Origin of the sequence: Thalassotalea sp. 1_MG-2023 (assembly GCF_030546745.1) — a bacterium.
Classification (GTDB): Bacteria; Pseudomonadota; Gammaproteobacteria; order Enterobacterales; family Alteromonadaceae; genus Thalassotalea_C.
This window is the reverse complement of record NZ_JAUOPD010000004.1, coordinates 44,874-63,259: the sequence shown is the minus strand read 5'-3', so window position 1 is coordinate 63,259 and position 18,386 is coordinate 44,874. Positions and strand designations below refer to the sequence as shown.

The 18,386-nt window shown below is 37.7% G+C and carries 35 protein-coding genes; 11 read left to right on the top strand and 24 right to left on the bottom strand.

From position 1 onward, the window contains the following. Genes Q4489_RS04325 through Q4489_RS04300 form a run of 6 tightly spaced genes read left to right on the top strand, consistent with a single transcriptional unit; the run spans position 1 to position 3,483 of the window. Positions 1-342: a phage holin family protein gene (locus Q4489_RS04325; RefSeq protein WP_303477573.1), complete on the top strand. Its 342-nt coding sequence runs from the start codon at positions 1-3 to the stop codon at positions 340-342. After that, the gene (locus Q4489_RS04320) at positions 342-620 is read left to right on the top strand and encodes a hypothetical protein (RefSeq protein ID WP_303477570.1); all 279 of its coding nucleotides are present in this window, start codon (positions 342-344) and stop codon (positions 618-620) included. Before Q4489_RS04325 ends, Q4489_RS04320 begins: the two co-directional genes overlap by 1 nt. Beyond that, a complete protein-coding gene (locus Q4489_RS04315) occupies positions 620-1,000 on the top strand; it encodes a hypothetical protein (RefSeq protein ID WP_303477568.1) in 381 nt (126 codons plus the stop codon). The genes Q4489_RS04320 and Q4489_RS04315 overlap by 1 nt, the downstream gene beginning before the upstream one ends. Beyond that, the gene (locus Q4489_RS04310) at positions 1,000-2,805 is read left to right on the top strand and encodes a hypothetical protein (protein WP_303477566.1); all 1,806 of its coding nucleotides are present in this window, start codon (positions 1,000-1,002) and stop codon (positions 2,803-2,805) included. The genes Q4489_RS04315 and Q4489_RS04310 overlap by 1 nt, the downstream gene beginning before the upstream one ends. Continuing rightward, on the top strand, positions 2,805-3,137 hold the full coding sequence (locus Q4489_RS04305; protein ID WP_303477563.1) for a hypothetical protein: 333 nt from the start codon (positions 2,805-2,807) through the stop codon (positions 3,135-3,137). Before Q4489_RS04310 ends, Q4489_RS04305 begins: the two co-directional genes overlap by 1 nt. A gap of 4 nt (positions 3,138-3,141) precedes the next feature. Further along, on the top strand, positions 3,142-3,483 hold the full coding sequence (locus Q4489_RS04300; RefSeq protein ID WP_303477561.1) for a hypothetical protein: 342 nt from the start codon (positions 3,142-3,144) through the stop codon (positions 3,481-3,483). Here the strand turns inward: Q4489_RS04300 and Q4489_RS18280 are convergent. Continuing rightward, positions 3,455-3,517 carry a hypothetical protein gene (locus Q4489_RS18280; protein WP_368389585.1) on the bottom strand — a complete coding sequence of 21 codons (63 nt, stop codon included), beginning with the start codon at positions 3,515-3,517 and terminating at the stop codon, positions 3,455-3,457. The genes Q4489_RS04300 and Q4489_RS18280 overlap by 29 nt on opposite strands. On the opposite strand from Q4489_RS18280, the gene Q4489_RS04295 reads away from it, so the two are divergent. Next, on the top strand, positions 3,491-3,952 hold the full coding sequence (locus Q4489_RS04295) for a hypothetical protein (RefSeq protein WP_303477558.1): 462 nt from the start codon (positions 3,491-3,493) through the stop codon (positions 3,950-3,952). The genes Q4489_RS18280 and Q4489_RS04295 overlap by 27 nt on opposite strands. A 9-nt stretch (positions 3,953-3,961) precedes the next feature. Here the strand turns inward: Q4489_RS04295 and Q4489_RS04290 are convergent, their stop codons facing one another. Beyond that, positions 3,962-4,159 (bottom strand): hypothetical protein, encoded by a 198-nt coding sequence (locus Q4489_RS04290; RefSeq protein WP_303477555.1) that lies wholly within the window; start codon positions 4,157-4,159, stop codon positions 3,962-3,964. Positions 4,160-4,560: 401 nt separating this feature from the next. Here Q4489_RS04290 and Q4489_RS04285 point away from each other — a divergent pair, with 401 nt between their 5' ends. Beyond that, positions 4,561-4,809, top strand: coding sequence for an ogr/Delta-like zinc finger family protein (locus Q4489_RS04285; RefSeq protein ID WP_303477554.1), 249 nt, complete (start codon positions 4,561-4,563; stop codon positions 4,807-4,809). A gap of 170 nt (positions 4,810-4,979) precedes the next feature. Here Q4489_RS04285 and Q4489_RS04280 read toward each other — a convergent pair whose 3' ends face one another. The 19 genes from Q4489_RS04280 to Q4489_RS04190 form a co-directional block, all read right to left on the bottom strand. Then, positions 4,980-5,147: a hypothetical protein gene (locus Q4489_RS04280; protein WP_303477552.1), complete on the bottom strand. Its 168-nt coding sequence runs from the start codon at positions 5,145-5,147 to the stop codon at positions 4,980-4,982. Positions 5,148-5,158: 11 nt separating this feature from the next. Further along, on the bottom strand, positions 5,159-5,440 hold the full coding sequence (locus Q4489_RS04275; RefSeq protein ID WP_303477549.1) for a hypothetical protein: 282 nt from the start codon (positions 5,438-5,440) through the stop codon (positions 5,159-5,161). 6 nt (positions 5,441-5,446) lie between these two features. Beyond that, positions 5,447-5,695, bottom strand: a complete 249-nt coding sequence (locus Q4489_RS04270; protein ID WP_303477548.1) for a hypothetical protein — start codon at positions 5,693-5,695, stop codon at positions 5,447-5,449. 6 nt (positions 5,696-5,701) lie between these two features. Further along, a complete protein-coding gene (locus tag Q4489_RS04265; RefSeq protein WP_303477546.1) occupies positions 5,702-5,863 on the bottom strand; it encodes a hypothetical protein in 162 nt (53 codons plus the stop codon). 17 nt (positions 5,864-5,880) lie between these two features. Then, complete coding sequence (locus Q4489_RS04260; RefSeq protein WP_303477544.1) at positions 5,881-6,144, bottom strand: hypothetical protein; 264 nt, start codon at positions 6,142-6,144, stop codon at positions 5,881-5,883. Between the two features lie 194 nt (positions 6,145-6,338). Next, on the bottom strand, positions 6,339-6,620 hold the full coding sequence (locus Q4489_RS04255; protein ID WP_303477541.1) for a hypothetical protein: 282 nt from the start codon (positions 6,618-6,620) through the stop codon (positions 6,339-6,341). 22 nt (positions 6,621-6,642) lie between these two features. Then, positions 6,643-6,975: a hypothetical protein gene (locus Q4489_RS04250; protein ID WP_303477539.1), complete on the bottom strand. Its 333-nt coding sequence runs from the start codon at positions 6,973-6,975 to the stop codon at positions 6,643-6,645. 236 nt (positions 6,976-7,211) lie between these two features. Continuing rightward, the gene (locus tag Q4489_RS04245) at positions 7,212-7,577 is read right to left on the bottom strand and encodes a hypothetical protein (protein ID WP_303477537.1); all 366 of its coding nucleotides are present in this window, start codon (positions 7,575-7,577) and stop codon (positions 7,212-7,214) included. Beyond that, complete coding sequence (locus Q4489_RS04240) at positions 7,577-7,819, bottom strand: hypothetical protein (protein WP_303477534.1); 243 nt, start codon at positions 7,817-7,819, stop codon at positions 7,577-7,579. Before Q4489_RS04240 ends, Q4489_RS04245 begins: the two co-directional genes overlap by 1 nt. Positions 7,820-7,832: 13 nt before the next feature. Continuing rightward, positions 7,833-8,222, bottom strand: coding sequence for a hypothetical protein (locus Q4489_RS04235; RefSeq protein ID WP_303477532.1), 390 nt, complete (start codon positions 8,220-8,222; stop codon positions 7,833-7,835). Between the two features lie 18 nt (positions 8,223-8,240). Beyond that, positions 8,241-8,915, bottom strand: a complete 675-nt coding sequence (locus tag Q4489_RS04230) for a DNA adenine methylase (protein WP_303477529.1) — start codon at positions 8,913-8,915, stop codon at positions 8,241-8,243. Between the two features lie 527 nt (positions 8,916-9,442). Beyond that, positions 9,443-9,616, bottom strand: a complete 174-nt coding sequence (locus tag Q4489_RS04225; protein ID WP_303477527.1) for a hypothetical protein — start codon at positions 9,614-9,616, stop codon at positions 9,443-9,445. 57 nt (positions 9,617-9,673) lie between these two features. Continuing rightward, positions 9,674-12,079, bottom strand: coding sequence for a replication endonuclease (locus Q4489_RS04220; RefSeq protein ID WP_303477524.1), 2,406 nt, complete (start codon positions 12,077-12,079; stop codon positions 9,674-9,676). After that, on the bottom strand, positions 12,080-12,304 hold the full coding sequence (locus tag Q4489_RS04215; protein ID WP_303477521.1) for a hypothetical protein: 225 nt from the start codon (positions 12,302-12,304) through the stop codon (positions 12,080-12,082). It lies immediately after the preceding gene. Positions 12,305-12,318: 14 nt separating this feature from the next. Then, on the bottom strand, positions 12,319-12,618 hold the full coding sequence (locus tag Q4489_RS04210) for a hypothetical protein (protein WP_303477519.1): 300 nt from the start codon (positions 12,616-12,618) through the stop codon (positions 12,319-12,321). A gap of 39 nt (positions 12,619-12,657) precedes the next feature. Continuing rightward, positions 12,658-13,233, bottom strand: a complete 576-nt coding sequence (locus tag Q4489_RS04205) for an SAM-dependent methyltransferase (protein ID WP_303477517.1) — start codon at positions 13,231-13,233, stop codon at positions 12,658-12,660. Beyond that, the gene (locus Q4489_RS04200; protein WP_303477515.1) at positions 13,230-13,607 is read right to left on the bottom strand and encodes a hypothetical protein; all 378 of its coding nucleotides are present in this window, start codon (positions 13,605-13,607) and stop codon (positions 13,230-13,232) included. The genes Q4489_RS04205 and Q4489_RS04200 overlap by 4 nt, the downstream gene beginning before the upstream one ends. 19 nt (positions 13,608-13,626) lie before the next feature. Beyond that, positions 13,627-13,881 carry a pyocin activator PrtN family protein gene (locus Q4489_RS04195; RefSeq protein ID WP_303477513.1) on the bottom strand — a complete coding sequence of 85 codons (255 nt, stop codon included), beginning with the start codon at positions 13,879-13,881 and terminating at the stop codon, positions 13,627-13,629. 9 nt (positions 13,882-13,890) lie between these two features. Beyond that, on the bottom strand, positions 13,891-14,169 hold the full coding sequence (locus Q4489_RS04190) for an AlpA family transcriptional regulator (RefSeq protein WP_303477511.1): 279 nt from the start codon (positions 14,167-14,169) through the stop codon (positions 13,891-13,893). A 185-nt stretch (positions 14,170-14,354) separates the two neighbouring features. Here Q4489_RS04190 and Q4489_RS04185 point away from each other — a divergent pair, with 185 nt between their 5' ends. Further along, on the top strand, positions 14,355-14,840 hold the full coding sequence (locus Q4489_RS04185; RefSeq protein WP_303477508.1) for a helix-turn-helix domain-containing protein: 486 nt from the start codon (positions 14,355-14,357) through the stop codon (positions 14,838-14,840). A gap of 42 nt (positions 14,841-14,882) precedes the next feature. Here Q4489_RS04185 and Q4489_RS04180 read toward each other — a convergent pair whose 3' ends face one another. From Q4489_RS04180 to Q4489_RS04170, 3 genes are all read right to left on the bottom strand, one after another. Continuing rightward, positions 14,883-15,596 carry a hypothetical protein gene (locus Q4489_RS04180; protein WP_303477504.1) on the bottom strand — a complete coding sequence of 238 codons (714 nt, stop codon included), beginning with the start codon at positions 15,594-15,596 and terminating at the stop codon, positions 14,883-14,885. Positions 15,597-15,664: 68 nt separating this feature from the next. After that, a complete protein-coding gene (locus Q4489_RS04175) occupies positions 15,665-15,985 on the bottom strand; it encodes a hypothetical protein (RefSeq protein ID WP_303477501.1) in 321 nt (106 codons plus the stop codon). 529 nt (positions 15,986-16,514) lie between these two features. Beyond that, on the bottom strand, positions 16,515-16,661 hold the full coding sequence (locus tag Q4489_RS04170; protein ID WP_303477498.1) for a hypothetical protein: 147 nt from the start codon (positions 16,659-16,661) through the stop codon (positions 16,515-16,517). Between the two features lie 544 nt (positions 16,662-17,205). On the opposite strand from Q4489_RS04170, the gene zur reads away from it, so the two are divergent. Both zur and Q4489_RS04160 read left to right on the top strand, forming a co-directional pair. After that, on the top strand, positions 17,206-17,640 hold the full coding sequence (gene zur / locus Q4489_RS04165) for a zinc uptake transcriptional repressor Zur (RefSeq protein ID WP_303477495.1): 435 nt from the start codon (positions 17,206-17,208) through the stop codon (positions 17,638-17,640). A gap of 251 nt (positions 17,641-17,891) precedes the next feature. Beyond that, positions 17,892-18,356: a chemotaxis protein CheX gene (locus Q4489_RS04160; RefSeq protein WP_074495270.1), complete on the top strand. Its 465-nt coding sequence runs from the start codon at positions 17,892-17,894 to the stop codon at positions 18,354-18,356. Positions 18,357-18,386: the final 30 nt, after the last annotated feature.

The window sequence follows — 18,386 nt, the reverse complement described above, 5'->3', positions numbered from 1 at the left end:
ATGAATTGGTTTGATTTTATTGATTTAGTAGATGTAGTTGGTTTTTTTAAACAATGGGGGCAATTAATTGTGTTGTCTTTTTTAGCAGCTGCGGTGCAAATGTATTTGAGCGGCAAGAAATTTACTTTTTTTCATTATTTTATGGGTGTGATTGTTGCTGTTTTTTCAGCGTTTTTAGCCTCTAAATTTTGTGAGTGGTTAGATTTTGGCAGTAATTTAACCACTGGTGTGATTGGGGTGTGTGCTTATACTGCGCCTCATATTTTGGAGGGTTTGAATAAGTTTGTTCAGTATTTTTTTCAAAATCCTAAAGAGTTTTTAACATTTTTAAAGGCTAAGTAATGCAACAGGTGTTTCATGTTGGTTGTTGGAGTGTTAAGCCAATTGTGGCGACGTTAAGAAAACACAAAAAATACGGTGATGACTTTGCCGGTTCAGTTGTGCTTAGCGTTCAAGATGATACCGCACATTTTTCAGCGCTAACGCTTAAAACTGGCACGTTCACCAAGAAAGATTTTATTGATTTTGTTCATATTGCGCGTGCTTTCGGCTGTACTAAGGCGCTTTATGAGCGTTTAAACAGTGACGGTGAAATGGTTAAAAAAGAGGTGATGCTTTAATGGCTGTTAATTTATTAATTAAAAACATTCCATCGCAATGGTTATCTGGAATGGTTGTTGCTGCGTTTCCTGAAGGGCATCAATTTGGCAGGCTAGAAAGCAAAACGGTTTTTGAACAGAAAAAATCACAGTTTATGCTAGAGAACGACCCGCGTTATTTAGAAGAGTTTCCGCGCGAATATGTGATTGTTAAATTTATTGATAAAAATATTAATGATGTTGAAGTACAAGAATTACTAACACCAGAAGGCGCCCAATTCCCAGTTAAGCGTTTCAAGCCTGTTGATGATAGATCACCTTTTTACCAACCATTGTTAAATGATGCTTATGTTGAAGTGAATTATGCTGAAGCATTACCATTAATTGAGGATGTCGTTTAATGGCCATTAAGACTATCGGTATTGGTGGTGATTACTCTAGCCCTGGTGCGTGGAAAGCTTCACTTCCTGCTACACTGACTGAGCCTGAAACCGCACGAATATTAGATGACTTATCATCATTAAATGATGTGCAAAAAACCTTTGATATTAATGTATTAACGAGTGCGTCAAATTTCATAACAATTGAAACGTATGATGCGGTATCTTCTGAATTAAGAGCTCAAGACTTTAAAGCTGGTAATGGCGATATCCCGGTTATCGAATATGGGCGTGGTGGTTCATATGGTTTTATAACACGTAGAGAAGGTTGCCATCATTTAGTTGTTAGAAACTTGACTGTTAATTATACCGCTACATCAACTAACTTAGTTTCTGATTTTAGAACAACAAATCCGAGTGATAATTTTACTCGTATCTACAACAACTATTGGTTCAGGTCTGGCATATCGTACGGGACTATACTTGTTGACAGCGGTACGAATGGCGAAATATATAATAATGTGCTGGTTACTGGAAATATAAACGGTATCTTGACTAATGCCAGTGATGTTGATGTATACAATAATACCTTGGTTGCTACGTTTAGTGACGCTGAAATAGCTAGGTCTGGCATTCGCTATGGCAATGGTGCTGTTGAAAGAAACGCGGTTTTTCACTATGGTTCCACGGGCGGAAATCGTTGTTATCTTAGTAATTCAACGGTGTTCAATGAAAATGCTTCTGATGATACAAGCGGTAGCATAGGTTTCCGTAGCCTCTCTTTACTTGATCAGTATGTGGATCCTGAAAATCACGATTGGTCTTTCAAGTCTGGAAATAGCTTGGAAGGTGCAGCTTCGGGTGGCAAAAATATTGGCGCTTTTTTGGAAAGTGCTATTGCGGCTCCTGAAGAATATAGCGGTGGTTTTTCTCTGCAGTCTGGTTCAAACATTGTGCTTGCGGGTGAAAAAGTTGCTAAAAGTGAATTTGCTTTGTTGGCCGATGCTGACGCAGTTGTTATTGGCAAAAAACATGCTTCTGGTGTTATTTCTTCAACAGGTTCTTCTAGTGTTTCTAATAATGGCATAAAACAAGGTTTTGGTGAGCTTCATACTTCTAGTTCTTCTAGTGTATCAACGAACGGGGCCAAAAATTCAAGCGGTGCCCTGTCTTCAACAAGTTTATCTAGCGTTTCGGTTGCTGGGTTTAAACAAGCTTTTGGTAGTTTTACTTCTAACGTAGTTGCTACGGTTACGGTTAGCGGCTCTGCGGCAACCATTATTTCAAGAAGTGGTGGTTTTTCGCTGCAGTCTGGTGCAAGTATTGTGCTAGCAGGTGAAAAGTTAGCTAAAGGTAAGGTTGTTTCTAACTGTTCTTCCGTTATTAGCGTGGATGGTTTTAAACAAGCTTTTGGTGGTTTTACTTCTAACGTAGTTGCTACGGTTACGGTTAGCGGCTCGGCGGCAACCATTATTTCAAGAAGCGGTGGTTTTTCGCTGCAGTCTGGTTCAAGTATTGTTCTAGCAGGTAAAAAGAGTTCAAGCTCTGCTATTTCATTGACTAGTGCTGCAAGCATTAGTGTTTCTGGTGTTAAGTCTGGTTTTTCTGCTCTCGTTGTTCCGTCGGTTTCTTCTGTTTTAGGTTCTGGTGTTAAGTATTCATCAGGTGTTTTTGAACTTGTATCTAATGCTGATGTGTCGCTTGTCGGTTTTAACAAAACGTATACGCCAGTTGTTCGCAAGATAGTGATTGAGGGCCATATTGTTAATGGCTTTGTTTTGCCTTGCGATGTAAATAATAAAATTACGATCAAAGGGGTTTTTTAATGTTGTGTGGTGATTATTTCCTTCAACGTAACGATCAGGTTCTTGTGGTGCCTGTGACTAGAGAAGGTCAGGCGATCGAAACCGCTAATTTAAGTGAAGCTTTATATAAGCTTTATTCAAATAATAAGCGTGTGGTGTTATTAACAAAAACGCTTGATGATGGTATTTCACGCGATGCCAGTACGCTTTCTATTTCAATTTCTGAAAGTGACAGCGAAAACTTATGTGGTACGTATTACCACGAATTAACTATTGTTGACCCGGTTATGGGTCGTTCAACCGCCTTTAAGGGCGATATTGTTTTTCAATCAACAGAAAATAAAGAGAGTTAGACTTATGACAGCTACAGTTTACAAACGCAACAAGCAGGCTGATGCCATTACTTATACACATATTTCACTTCATACCGGTGCGCCTGGTGCAAGTGGGTCGGCCAATGAATTGTCGGGTGGTTCTCCGGCTTATGCTCGTAAAGCAATTACAGTTACACAAGCTGCAAATGGCTTGCGTGAATTAGACGGCGTGCCTGTTTTTGATATTCCAGCGGGTGAAACTATTACGCACTTTGCGGTATGGGACGGTACAAACTGTACAGACACTGGCGCTTTGCAAAATTCAGAAAATTACACGGGCCAAGGTGTTTATAACTTCACTGAAGGTGACTTTTTAAATACTTAGGTGATTTATGGGTTTTTTTACAAAAATCCTTGATTTCTTTACTGCACCCATTGCTGATTTAACAGGTAGTTATAGAGAGCGAAAACGTATTGCGGCTGAAATGGCCGCAGAAGTCGCAACTGCTGAAGTAAAATTAAAGCTTGCTAAAATAAATGCAAAGGCAAGTCGTGAAGAAAACAAGGAAAACAATGATATAAGTTACGATATGCAAGTGCTGATAAATCGTAGCGAAACCTTTATGGATGGTTTTATTATTCTTGTTGTTTTTTCAATTTGGATAGCTCACTTTATTCCTGGTCTTCAACCAATAATGGCAGAAGGTTGGAGAGCAATGGGCTATAAAGGTGCTCCGTGGTATTTTGAATTCATTGTAGTAGGCATTGCAGTAAGTACACTCGGTTTAATGCGGCTGTTCAGAATATTTTGGCGCGTTAAAGATGAGGCTCCTAAAAATAAAACAACTGATTAATTAAAGCCCTTACCTAAGGGCTTTTTTATATTCTTTGTATTCTTTATATTCTGGCCATTCTATTTCTTTCATGCGTTCGTGCTTTGCTGCATACTCGTTTAATAGTTTTATGTCTCTACACATATTCGATTCTTTAACGTTATTTATTAACGCCGCTTCGCTACGTTTCATGCCAAATGTTAAGTGATCAATAATAGCTAGTTCCATGTTTTCGCTTTCCAGCCCAGTCATTGAAATTAATATTTGGATTTTTCTTTTGGCTCTGATCCTTGCAATAGATATTTCATAAAAATACTTATCTGATATGTGATAATTTCAGTTAGTTTATATAAATACTCAGTTTTCTCAACCTTTCCGATCCTTTTTTTGACATTTAATGTCATGCTTTTGACATACTGATCCTTTTTTAGATCCTATAAATAATTGAAACACTTTGTTATTGTTTAATTGCTCTGTCATTAACTATGTCAAAAGTTCGCATTTTTCTTATAAACGCGGGAGGCGAAGAGGAGTGATTTTTCTTTGTCCTCGGGTGTGTGGGTAAATATTATTGCAACAAAAATAGACCTGTATATAATTACAGCTACACTTGTTTTCTTGGGGTGAGTATGGCTCGCGTTAATTGTCCTAATTGTCAAAGTAAAGCTGTTGTAACTTCAAAGGAAACGCTTAGTTCTCATGCTTCACATTTGTATTGTTCATGTACTAATACCAAGGAATGTGGTGCTACTTTTCGTGTAACCTTGGGTTTTGATCACTACTTAAACCCACCAATGGCAAGCACTGCCCAAATGGCAGCTGCTTATTTAAAACAACTGCCGCGTGAACAGCAGTTAGATTTGTTGAATATTGGTTAAATCTATTTTTTTGAGTTGCTATTAACTTGATATGGTTTTAATCCATGGCGTTTAGCAAATATTCTTATACACCTTTCGTTTTCAGCATAGTTATTGTTCATATATGGATATTTGCATTTTCTTCTAGAAGCGAGCTTTCTGTATTTAGGTGTTTGAAAGTCTGGCATAATTTATCCCTGCGTTCCTTTTTCGACCTGTTCTTTTATGCTTGCTAGTGATACTAAATCATCTATTAAACCCGAAATTTCTTGTTGTCGCCACTGAGACTCAAACGCCGTTATCTTGTCGAACTCGTCTTTAAGTCGCTTGCCTATTTGTTCTGCTTTTTGTTCTGGCACTTTTATTACCTCTACTTTTTCGTTGTACATTTCAGGCAATCACACCAAAGCGCATGACCGTTTTTCTTTTTACGCTTGGTTTGTTGCTTTGGTGGTTTTGCCATCATTGTCTGCTTTTGTGTGAATAATTCTTTAATCGGTACAACACGCCATTCGTCCATTTCGTATGACAATCTTGTTGTAATCCACCACTTGCTCTCTTTTCGCAACAAACAACGCTCTACAGGCTCAATGTCTGATGATTTACGATTGACACAATTAACGAAATACCAGGTATTATCTCTAGGTTTCATAAGTTCCTACTTTTGTGTGTTTAATTTATGGATGTAGTCACCGATCCAGTTATTGCGCTCTCGCTCTGAGCAAAAACCGATTGCTGGCATATTCCCGATCATTTCTTCAATAGCATCAGCTTTAAGTTCGTTGATGCTTATGTCCAACCTTGTTCGAGTAATCCACTCGGCTTGAAGCTGATTGTAATCTTCTGTGTCGATAATAACTTCATCACCAGATTTAATTCGCTGCCTAAGTTCACTAATTTTATTCATACAATTTTACTTTTCCGTAGTCATTTCTTGCTGAATGACTTGTTGATTTTCTTGGCGCTTACTTGAGCGCGTACCGCGTCTGTCCTTTGATGATTTTGGAACCTTATGTTCCTTTGGCGCATAGTAGTGATGATTTCGACCATGCGTATCATTAGTAAATGGTTTCACTGTTACTTCCTCGTTCACTATGCGGATTCAGGCAATTTGCCATCATAATCACTAAGCCACTTCTGACCATTTCGATACGCTTCATCTTTTGAATCGCCCACACCTATCATGATACCTCTACATTTTGCTAAATAGTTGATTAGCACCGCTGGCTCATTGTCATTGACTTTTGAATCGGCACGTATACCCATTCTAGGTTCAACTTTGATAATCCCTTTTCTTAGATATTCGACACGTTCTTGGTCGGTCATTGCCTTCCATTTCGTTAAACTTATTGCCATTTCAATTCTCCGTTTAAGTACAATTCGTTGCAGGCCGAAGCCTACCTTGATATAAATTTGTGGCACGCATCAAAATCAGGATGCCACTGTTTAGTACGATCTAAATGTGCAGCTTCACAAAAGCCACATCGCTTGCAGGTGTTGCCACGCCACCCGAACATAATTAAAATGCTCTTAAACATAATTAAGCCTACTTAAATGTAATTACTTATTGCTTTGTTTAAATCACCACTGGAAACGCTAGGATTTTCTTTTAGAAGTCTTGTTTTAACTTCTCTTGCATTGCGATTGATATTAACTAACTCCCAGCCATTAACAGGAACCGCAACACCTCTTTCGTTTCTAGCACTGCATACTATGCGATCATAATTTTCAGTTTCTTCGTGGTACTGCTTAGCTAAATTGTGCAATACCTTTTCTTCTTCGGATATTACAAACTCGCCTAGATACTGTTGTTGAAAAGTTTTAGCGTCCATTGTTCAATCCTACTTTTGCGCATTAAAGATTTACCCAGATAACCGCGCCTTTCGGATGGTCATATGGGAATGGTTTTTCGTACTTCTTTACGTTGCATAAGCGCCATGCATAACACCATTTTTCGAGTAGTGATAAATCTTCTACTTGATGCGCTTCAAAGCTATGTCTAGCTAAATCAGGCGATACTTTATGAGAGCCAGCAATCATACATTCGCCAACTATCAAGCCGCTGCCAGCTTCAATTAACTTGATAATTCCGCGTTGTTTAGTGTGTGTAGAGCGCATTTCCCAATGTTTACCATTGTTCAAAATCTTGTCTAGCCACTGCTTTCTGATTATTAAACCTTTGTTCATTGTCAGATTCCGTCAAAGTACTCTATAAAAGAAAATCAGCTTGAAACGCTTATAAACTTCTACAAAGCTTTGTTTTGTTCGTTACGTTAAACTCTAGTGTTTAACACTGTTGTATTTGATTTTGTTCTGCATGCTAAACATATGCTTGCTTCTCTCCCCCTAGCCGATGCTAGGGGTGAGAATTCTTTTGAGCACACGCTGCATATTTCTCTAATATCTGACATGTGATCCTTTTTTTAACGCACGCCACTATGAGCTTGTTGATAGCTTTGTTGTTGTGGCTGTTGATAACCTTGTTGTTGCGGTTGTTGATAACCTTGTTGCTGCGGTTGTTGTTGGTTTTGTGAGTCCCAAAACGTACGCTGTTCAAAATAGGCGCCATTTACATTAACTGGCTTTAGGTAAATTTTTTCGGTAGTGCCTGTACTTCCATCAGGATATTTCCACTTTGTTGCTTCACCAATTGCCATCCATTTGTTTTTCATTTTGGGTTGGTTGGTACCGTGTATCATTACTACTTGTCCGTTTTGTTTTTCTGGGTATTGATCAACGGCAGCTACAATTCGGCCTTTATCTATTACTTGTGCGGTATTGTTTTGCATTATGCTTCTCCTTGGGTGGCTGGTATTGTTTGGTTTTGTTCTAATCTATCTGCGGTTTCTCGCATTAGTTCTATTACGTTTTCACGATCAATATTTCCGATGTAGTCAGAAATAGCGTTACTTTCATTGAATGGTGTTGCTACTAACACAAAGCCCATTTTCTGGCCGTAAGTAATTTCTAATGCTTCATTTATGCCCTGTGCTACTTTTCTCATGCATGCTTCTTGCCTTGGCGTGCTCATATTTTTTCCTTTTTTAGTAGTTTGTTAATGAAAATTGGCTTTGTATTTCTTTAGCAAGCCTTATTTCTTCGAGTTTTCGATCAATTAATATGTTTGTTGGTTTGTTGGTGGTGTTCACTTTCTTTACTGTTTTTTTCTTTTTTACCTGGCTTGCTTTTGGTGTTACTTCAGCATTCTTCACTTTTATGTTTTTAGGTATGCTTGGGTTAGCTTTACGTTCTTTGTAGGTTCTTCGAACGCAGCCGCACCCCATTACTTTGCCTAAGTTGCTTCGTCTTACTTCTCTGATTGTTCCGCAAATACACTGGCACTTATAATGCTGTTCACATTTTTCGTTTCTTCCTGAAAATGACAACACTGTCCAGTTGTTGAATTGATCACCTTTTGATAGTTGGTTTTTCATTGTATTGGCTCCGTATTTTTATATATCTAACATTGCCGCTAGAACGGCCTGTTGCTCTGCCTTTGGCATGTTCTTAAAGTTATTAGCCCATCGTGCCGCTTTACGTTGAATACGTTGTCTGTCGGTAAAATTTTCACCGGCAAAGGCATGATAGTGAATGTCTGATGGTTCAAAGTTGCACCAAACCGTTTCTGTTCTCACCCCGCCCCTGGTCATTGCCTGAAATTCTTTTGACCACCAATCGTATAGCAAGCCATGGTAAAGGCTGTTTTTATAGCCTGATAAAATCACATAAACGTTATCTGGTAGTTGCTTTAACGTTTCTATTAACCTGGCATGATCTTCATCTGACATTTCATATTCATACCTTGCATTACTTGTTCTAGTTTCATGTAAATATGGTGGGTCGCAGTAAATTAACGTGGTGTTTTCAGGCTCGAAATTTTCTAAAAACTCAATAGCACAACAGCACAAGTTTATTGCTTCAGGATAGCTATATTTATCTATGGTCGTTTGGCTCTTATCAATCAGTATGCTTTTTTGCGCAGGTGCCTTTTTACTGTAAATAGTGGCTGTACCTCGAAACGCTTCAATATACGTTTCATGTGGTGGCATTAAGTTAATAATTGCCTGGTAAACACCTGATCCACCTTTTGCACCTAAATATGACTCTGACATTTTCGTATATTCCAAAATAATTCTTAGCAGCTGACACAGTTAACTATGTCTATGCGTCCTGGTGGCATAGCTAAATTTGTCTATTGTGGCCAACATAGTTTTTTTATGACTATGACTGTCTGTATAGCTATATCCATCTACAATCGAGCATAGATATATTTCGCTATACTCACTCGAGTACTCCATAGCCAAATAAATCTATGCTGCAGGTACCACATAGTTAAATAAAACTATGTGGTATTTTCCTTTTACTTGATCCCTACTATTTTTTTAAGGTGTTGTTCACATAGATACAAATCTTCATCGTTCCAACCAGGGAAACTACGCATATGGATAATTTGCATGAATAGTTCTTGGTTTGATGTGTCAAGACTTACGAATTTACGTAAATCTATTGGGCTCCTTTTGCCGCGGTAGCATGAAATAAACACGCGTGTTAGGTAGGTTCCTACCCAGTGTTTTTCATTTCTGTTACTACTGCTAATAAGTGGTTCAAATCTAGTGGTTCGTTTTCTAATATGTACATGTCTCTAACACCTTATTTATTTTTTAAAATGATTCATTAACGTTTGTGTTGTAATTTCTGCTGTTAATGAGTGTTCTAATAATGTTGCCGCGGTTTTTAATACCGCTTGTTTTTCTGGGTTTGGCAATTGGCCCAGCAATTTAATCACTTGTACTGCTAATGCTGCGTGCTGTTCTTCGTTAATTGTCATGAGCTTTCCTTTAACTAAAATTCACTAAGATCAAATCGGTTTGAAGTTTGTTTGTTATCAATCCCACCAATCAGGTTCTATTTCACCGTCTAATAGCTGTTGGCCGTATAGCCAATCAGTAGCATTTGGCATTGTTCGGCCGTTGTTTTCTGCGTGATTAAATGTGGCACTTACAAGCTGTTTTGCTTGTGTATAATCAATTTCATACGGTGTTTTTCTGCCAGCCTTACGCGCAAAAACTTGCGCAAAGTGTTTAACTTCGGCTTTTTTCTGTAATTCTTGTTTTTCATCTGGGCTATAGCTAAGTAATTGATCACCAAAAAGGTAATAAATTTGATCATTTATTTTGATCCTTTTACCTTTTTTCAGATCTTCTAATATCAAAGGCGTGATCCCTAGCTTGCTGAGTTTGTTTTCAGCTGTCGTGGCTGTACTACAAGGCGTACAGTTATTTCCACTAGTCCAAGAACTGTCAGCTGCGCTGACGTTATTAAGCCCCAAACGCTCGTGTTCACCCGTGCCTTTTGCTTGTCGTTGCCATTCGGTATCACGGGTTATAAGCGTGGCGTAATTCTCAATACAGAATTCACCTTTAAGTTGGTTTGCTGCAGCTGCTATAGGGCAGTCATTGGTAAAAACACCTTTAACGCGTTTCACTACTTCGCCATAGTCATTACCAAACGGGGTTTGTTGATAAGCAGTTTTAAAGTTTGCATTACGGCCAACACACATGCCGCCCATAAGTTTTACAAATTCTTTCCATTGGGCAGTGTCAGCCGCTACGCGTACGCGTTCTAATGTTTCTTCTTGTACTGGCTCGCGCACTCTACGTAATTCACGGTAAACAGTAACGCTTGGGCTGCCTTGGAATTGAAATTGTCTAATGCCCCAGGTACTTGCCCAGGCAAGCACTGGGTTTACGGTGATGTTGTCGCCCGTTTCGTCATCTTCATGGTCGAGTACTTTATGGCCATCAACATTTTTTGAAATGTATTTAGCAAGATAACTCGCAGCACTTCCGATGCTTGAGTCGATCAACTTAGCTTCAAATCTTGGTACAAAAGTGCGATAAAACTTTGCTGGCTCTTTGGCTTTAATACCCTGGCTTTTCTTTAGGCCCCATTGCTGACGCTTTGTTTTATATGTTTTGAAAAGTTGCGTTTTTTTAGTGTTTGATCGGCATTGCTTTGAAAACTCTTGGTAGCGGTGTGCTATGCCTAAACCATTTTTATTAGGTTCAGCAATTAGCCTATTTTTAAGCCTTGTTGATACTTCACCATAGCGGCCTAATAGTTCTTCACGGTCTTGCTCGATAAAATATTTACGTAAAATAGCATTAACCGTTTGCACTTTATTTTTAGGCATAAACAACATCATGTGCCAATGCGGGCAACCGTCTGCATGAGGCTCGGCCACACGAACACCAAAGTAATTAATACCTAAACGTGATAGTTTTGATCTGCCTCGCGACCATGTTTTAACTAAATAGGCTTGTGCTTGCTTTGGTGTGCTGCCGTCCCACTTATCAGAATTAGGGTGGTATCTGCCCGGGCATGTCATGGTATAAAAAACACCTACATAACCCATTTCGTTGGCTAGTTCTTCGGTTTCACGAATTCTTAGCATTAGCTCATTTCGGCGGTTTTCAGGGTTCGCCATGCCAGCGTCTACCGCATCTATCATGTCGATAACTACGCCTTTATCGCTTTGCAGTTCTAACGATTTTAAAAAACGTCTACCTGATTTTTGCGACTCTATATATTCTGCTTGCGCTTGTTTTGAAGAGTACGGGCTAATGCCTTTGCGTTTAATTACGCCTTGTTTCTTGGCGGGTAATATATCTTTGCCTACTTGGCCCGTTGCAAGTTCAAGCAATTCTAAATAACGTGCTCTAACTGTTTTAAGCTTTCTTGCCCACCACTTTTCGCACTTTGCTTTTAGTAGGGCGACTTCCATGTCTTCAAGGCTTAAATCGTCAATGTCTTTTTCCCAGTTTTGCAAACTGACTTGAACCGTTTGCGCGTAATCTCCAACTTTTTGATAAGCGGCTTTTAAGCGTTCTTCGTCGGTAGCATCGTCTGGCATTTCTTCGGCTATGCCGAGCATTATTTCTATACAGTACTTTGTTGCTGTAAATGCATGCTCTTTGGTTTTGTCTTTGTTGTTCAAAATATACCAAGGCAATGGCATTTCTTGCATGATGCGAAAAAGCACACCAAAACGCGGTTTTAGCTTCATGATGGTTCTTCTTAACCATGTGTTCGCTTTGTACTGCGCTTTGCTCTGTTTTTTGTTGTATCTGTCGTAATAACCTTTAACTAGTCGTGTTTGCAAAGAATAAGGAATACTACTCAACCCTAACGCTAAAAAGTTATGATCGCGCACATCATCAATGGTGCTGATAATGCCGCGAGCAAAACTTGATAAGTTTAAGTCGTCAAGGTTGACTTTCTGATCTCTCATTTACTGAGCCCAAATATTACGCTGAGAAAATGCACGCAAGCGTTTTGCACTTTGCGCTAATTCTTTCGTGTGTATACAGGTTTGAACTAACCTATTGTTTTTTACTTTTCCTCTGTATTGGGTGATATTATTTTGTTCAGTAAATCCGTGTGATTTCAGATAATTCAAGCGCATTACGCCACGCGCTAACTTGCTTATGTGCTTTGGTTGATTAGTGTTATTCATGGTGTGCCCTCTTTTTATGCTTCGGTTTCAAAGTAAGAAAGTATTTCGTTTTCGTTGAGTAGATTTGCAGTTCCTCGTTCTTGCACGGATGACAATTTTTTTAGTAATTCGATATATGCTGCGTGGCCTCCTTGGTGTTCTTTAACAACTTTTGCGAAAGGTTTTAAATCTATTAATGTGTCTTCAACGTGCATTAAATTGCTTGTGCTCGGGCGCGTTAAAAACAGGTTTATGGCGTTGTTTGCCGTTTCAATTACTTGCTTTGTTAAGTCGTAATAAAGTTCGTTTGCTGTTTTTGGAGTGAGTTTGGCCATGCTAAAGGTTCCTTTAGTTAAAAATGGTTTTTTGTTTGTTTAAATAATTGAAAGGCTTACTGAGCCTTGGTAACCCTTTTGGAATACAAAGTGCGCGTATTCTATAGAGTCTGTTTTATTAGGTTTTTCAGGGTCAAAACCTGCACGTTTTCGGTGTACGTATATTTCCCTTAAAGGCGCATCATCCCAAAAAGACTTTCTTTTCTGAGACCCAAGCCAATTCAAACGCTGCAACATCACAACGAATCCACGGTTTTTAACATCAGATAAGGCTTTGTTTGTTATTTCTACCGAATCCTCAAAAGACGGATTAGTGATCACCAAATCTATGTCAAAATCTAGAAATGCTTTTATGTAATCAACACCTTTGTTTTCGGCTCTTGAGTCTTCCCTGATATCAATTGTGGTAATATCTTTAAATCCATGTTTAGCGAGTACTGTTGGGTAGCTCATTTCATACTTATCACACCCACCTGCACACGGGTCTAATATCGAGTCATTAACATCAATACTATATTCTGGTACAAAGCGTTCCAAAAATTCATCAACCATCCATAGTGGTGTGACGTAATAATCATTGGCGTTGCGAACTGTGCCGCGTGCTGTGCTGCTCATGATCTAATTCCTTTTACTTCTGAATCTGCATAGCCGCATTCAAGGAATAATTTAGGGCTTATTGCATTTACTTTATTAAATGCGTTGTAGATTTTATCTAGTTGTAAAACAGCTTTTTGAATAGCTAATCTTTCATCGTTGTTTAATTCTTGAAAGGTTTTATCTAATGCGCTTCTGTTAAGTTTAGCGGTGTAGCAAAGCACAGCCCGTTGATGGTGGTTTAATACTCGGTTGTAAACAAACGATGCTTTTAATCGTGCGTTACCTAATAACGCTTTAATTGCTACTAAACCTTTCGGCATGTCAGTTGTGCCAAGCAACTCAACTACATTACTTTTCGATTGTTCAATTACATCAATTTTTGGTAGTGCCATTAGTTCGTCCTCGCTTAAATTAACTGTTTACGCTTTCCCACTCTTTACGAGCTTGCGAATACTGTTGGTTAAGAAAATCACCCAAATCTGAAACATTAACTAACGTTGGTGACCTTTCAGAATCACGCGTTTTAAACGTTGGAAAAGGTAAATCACACGCTTTCGCTTTTTGCTCTGCTGTTTTATAGGTGATCCCTAAAAACTCTTGGCAAATATCTTTAAGCGGTACAGCTGGAGTGTTAAACCGTGCAAGTAGTGCAAAAGTCATATTCATGATGAAGCCCTATGCAACTTGTTGTTCTAGTTGCTTTCCGTACATGGCATAGAATGCTTGTGCGCCTAGTGTTCGCCATAGCTGTACGTCACTTTCAAACCAAACTTTGCGGTTATCAGTAATGTTATGTGACGGTGGGAATTTTTTTGCTGATTCAAGTCGTAAAATGGTTGAACGAGAAACGCCGCACTTTTCTACAACTTCTTTGATGCTTAGATAACTTTCATTAAGGCTTATTTCTTCGCCTTTTACATTTGTTAATTTATTCACGTTACGATTCTGGTTCATATCGTTATCCCTTTTGATATCCTTTTTACCTTTTACGGGTTCTTATATGGTTATATCAGTGCTAATATCTTGTTCTATAAGCAATATACGGCACCGATATAACCTTTAATGGCTCTCACAATACTTGTTTGTAACCACTTTTGGTTCGTGCTGAAACTATATAACCAGATATGGGCGGGTGTCAAATGGAAATTTACGAAAAATTAAAAAAAATTCGTACATCGGTTGATTTGAGTCAATCTAAATTTGCTCAATTAGTTGGTATTCCTGAAAGTACTTATAAAAAGTACGAACAAAATCAAAGTGAAATATCTGGGGTAAATCTAGAGAGAATTCTTTCTAATTCTAATTGTCATCAATATGTTCTTTGGTTTATGACAGGTAAGACTGACCCTAGTTTTGGGCAAATTGCACCAGGTGATGAAGCACCAGATGTGGCTTTAACTAATCAAATATTGGCGCAAGAAGAGTTCGATCAGCAGTTTATGAGAACTGTTGAGGATAGCTTGATATGGTTTTGTCATTTGGGATGGTTAGAACCTAAATTCACTAAGGACGATAAAATAGGCTTTGATACCTGTAGCAGCTCTATTTTAAAAGATGTTAAGTCACTACTTCAAAAGATGCCACAACACCAACATCATTTGGATTTCTCTGAAAAAACAGGTTGAACTTTTTCTTAAATAAAAAACCGCTAAATCTAGCGGTTTTTTTTATTGGGTTTGAAACTGCAAATCAATTAATTCCCAATCGTGTTGGGTTTCCCCTCGTTTCAATTCAACCAGATACTGCGTTCTAACAATAGCCCCAAAAGAATTTTGAGAGTCCACATAGGAACGTACTCTGTGAGTGCAATCTCCTAAATACTCAACTCGTTTCTTATTAAAGGATGGAAAGTCTGCTGTAGCCGGTGACTTTAATTGATATTTAACATAAATTTCTGCCTGAAGGTAAGGTGCTATTTTCTCCTGACATTGTCTTTCTCGATCAGCAGCTATTTCTGCTTTCTCTTTTTCCTGCTTTTCTTTTGCTATTATTTTTGCTCTTTCTGCATTAGCTGCTAACTCCTCGGGTGTAGGAGGTGGAGAAAAAAACACTTCATAAATAACAAAACTGACAATTGCTAAAGCAAAGGCGTTTCCATCATTAATACTTAGAGTATTGTCTTTTTTCATCATCCATTTGTTAACTATTTTTCTAGTAAATGGAATAACAATTAAACTAGCTATGACAATTAATGAACCGCCAATAATGTTTGTATTCAATGCTATTTGCAAACCATATATTGCCCAACCAACACCGAAAAACCAGCTTACTATTTTCATCGTAGTGGATAAGCTTTTCTCTTTCTTATCTTCAAGTAGCAAGCACTTTTCACAACGCGGCGTACTCTTACCCTTGCACACCTCACATCTAATTTTTGACATAACTTTCCTTATTTAAATGAAGCCATAAACAAAAAAGTCAGCTGATGCCGACTCTTAGTTAATGTTATTTAAACAACTCTCAATTGTACAGGTTCTTTTTCCGTTTGCTGTTCTCTGTCAATTGGTACAACGTTTAGGTTATCGTTGTTTCGATAATAGCGTTTAAGTTGTTCTAACTTGGGTTTTAGATTTTGATACTGATCTATACCCTCGTGATTTTCTAAAATGTTGCCTATATCCATTACTAAACTATGTGCGTGTTCAGTTATTTCTTTTCTTTTCCGTTGCTCATCTACTTTATTATCAAGTAGTTTTTCCAATTTTTTATAAAAAACTAACAGGAAAATTGCTGCCACTATTAAAAGTGCAACAAATGCATCATATCCCATAATCACTCCTTTGCTTGTTTTTTGTATTATTTGTCAATAATTGGAAAGCAATTATTAGCACAGCAACAATAAACTCAACGGTGTTAACAACAACAGAATAGATGCCCCATAACCACCAAGGTTCTGTTCTATTGTTCAATACTACTATGTCTATATGCATTGTTGCATACATGACTGTGTTTATAACTAATACCCAAAGTGCGAACACTGTTATTTTTTGAACTTTTACTCTTAGAATAAGGTGGCTTAATATCGTTGCTATAATGCTAATAACATCGTCACGCAGCCAATTTAGATAATATACCTCTGTGGGTATATCACGTTCTTCAAATAGCAAGCCATAAAGGCTATTGTTGGCAATAAAGAAATTTACAAATAATATGCATGATAAAAGAAAAACCGACGGAGATGACCGCCAGTTTTTCGCTGATAAAATGAAGGCAACAAGGTAAAGAAATGTTATAACTACACTTAACGCTTGTATTGTTATTTTATCTGTAATTAAATCTAAATACATCGACGTAGCTCGTTATGTTTTAACGCCGCCCCCGCCCTTTCGGCCGTCAACTTCCGGTTCAGTTTCATTGTTAGTGGCTGTATTCGCTGCCGCATCTTCTTTTTCTAAAGCTTTATCATCTTCATTGTTTTTGTTCAATTGTTCGCTTTGGGTACTCATCGTTAATCCTTCTATAATTTAAATTGCATACAATAATATGATTCATTAATTTACTATGTAAAGTTAATTGATTCAATAAATACTGTAAATTTAAACAGTTGTATTTACAGCTGTTAAATAAGCTGTCTTTGATTTAAATAAAGTTTATAGAGGTAATTTTTAAAATGGTGTACTAAAAGTTAAATTGTATAACTTAGATTTTTCTAACGTACACCGTAGGTACACCATAACTTGCTGCAACCATTGTATTTACTGAAAATCCATCCAATCAAGCATAGGGGCAACGGATAGTTTATGAGAAATCATAACGTTTAATTAACAGCCTATAAAAGTATTACGTCAGCCTCTTAAGATATCAGGCTACTTCTGCAGTAATTATACGTTTTTTATATGCGTTAAACAAAAGAACATCGTCTCTAAATACAGAAAAAGCAAAATAATCGCTATGTATTAACAATCATTTAAAGAGTTTTCATTGAAACGCTGGGTAACATTTTTTCTCTATGGTAGACTCATTTAAAACAGTGAAAATATCGATAATGTAATGAATATTGAAAAATTGTTAGAGCAAGCAAAAGCCTATTGTTTAAAAAGAGAAGTTAGGTTTACTCCAACGAGAGAGCAAGTATTTAAATTATTAGCAGATAGAAATAAAGCTGTAGGCGCTTATGATTTACTTGATGAACTTAAAGAAACCGACCCCGCTGCAAAGCCTGCAACGATTTATCGTGCACTAGACTTTCTCAGCCAACAAGGGTTTGTGCATAAAATTGAATCGATTAATGCCTTCGTTTTATGTCATCACTTTGGTGACTGTAACCACCCTGTACAATTATTAATATGTGATAAATGTGGTTTAGTTGAAGAAATTCAATCTAATGATTTTGATATGGCATTAAAAGAAATGGCTGGACAAAAAGGTTTCACGGTGCATCATCAAATTGTAGAAGCACACGGTGCCTGCATAGATTGCCAATAATGGTTACTAACAGATAAATAATAAAATTTTCATACTATTATTGGTAAAATTAGCAATACTCGTCGATACTTACAGGCAACTAGGTAATTAATGTGAATTTTCAAGAATCTGAAGTAAATGTTTACATAACTTTTGCCAAAGCGCATAAAGTTGCTAGTATCTTAGAATAACAATTGGTATTCTCGATTTACATTTACTAATTATATGTGCAAAATCAGAATACTAGAACTGATAAGGCTTTGAGTACCTTCATGAATGTAGAGTTTATTAACCCATTTTTATCGTCAATGCTAAATGTAATGTCAACAATGGCTCAGATGGAATTGACCCCAGAAAAGCCTAAGCTTAAGAAAAATGAAGTAGCCATGGGCGACGTATCAGGTCTAATTGGTATGGTGAGTGAGCAAACAAAAGGCTCGTTATCTATTACATTTGATGCTCCATTAGCATTAGCAACCATGAAAAATATGGTTGGCGAAGCACCTGACGAAGTCAATGAAGAAATTACCGACTTAGTCGGTGAAATTACCAATATGGTAACAGGTGGCGCCAAAAGAATGCTAAGCGAAAAAGGCTTCGAATTTGATATGGCAACTCCTATGGTTGTGTCTGGCAATAACCATACAATTAACCATAAAGCAGACGGCCCTATTGTTATTATTTCACTGAGCGCGCCAGAAGGTAAAGCGTATATCGAATTTAGTTTCGATAAATAATAAAGCCTTTTTACAAGGCTTTATTATACT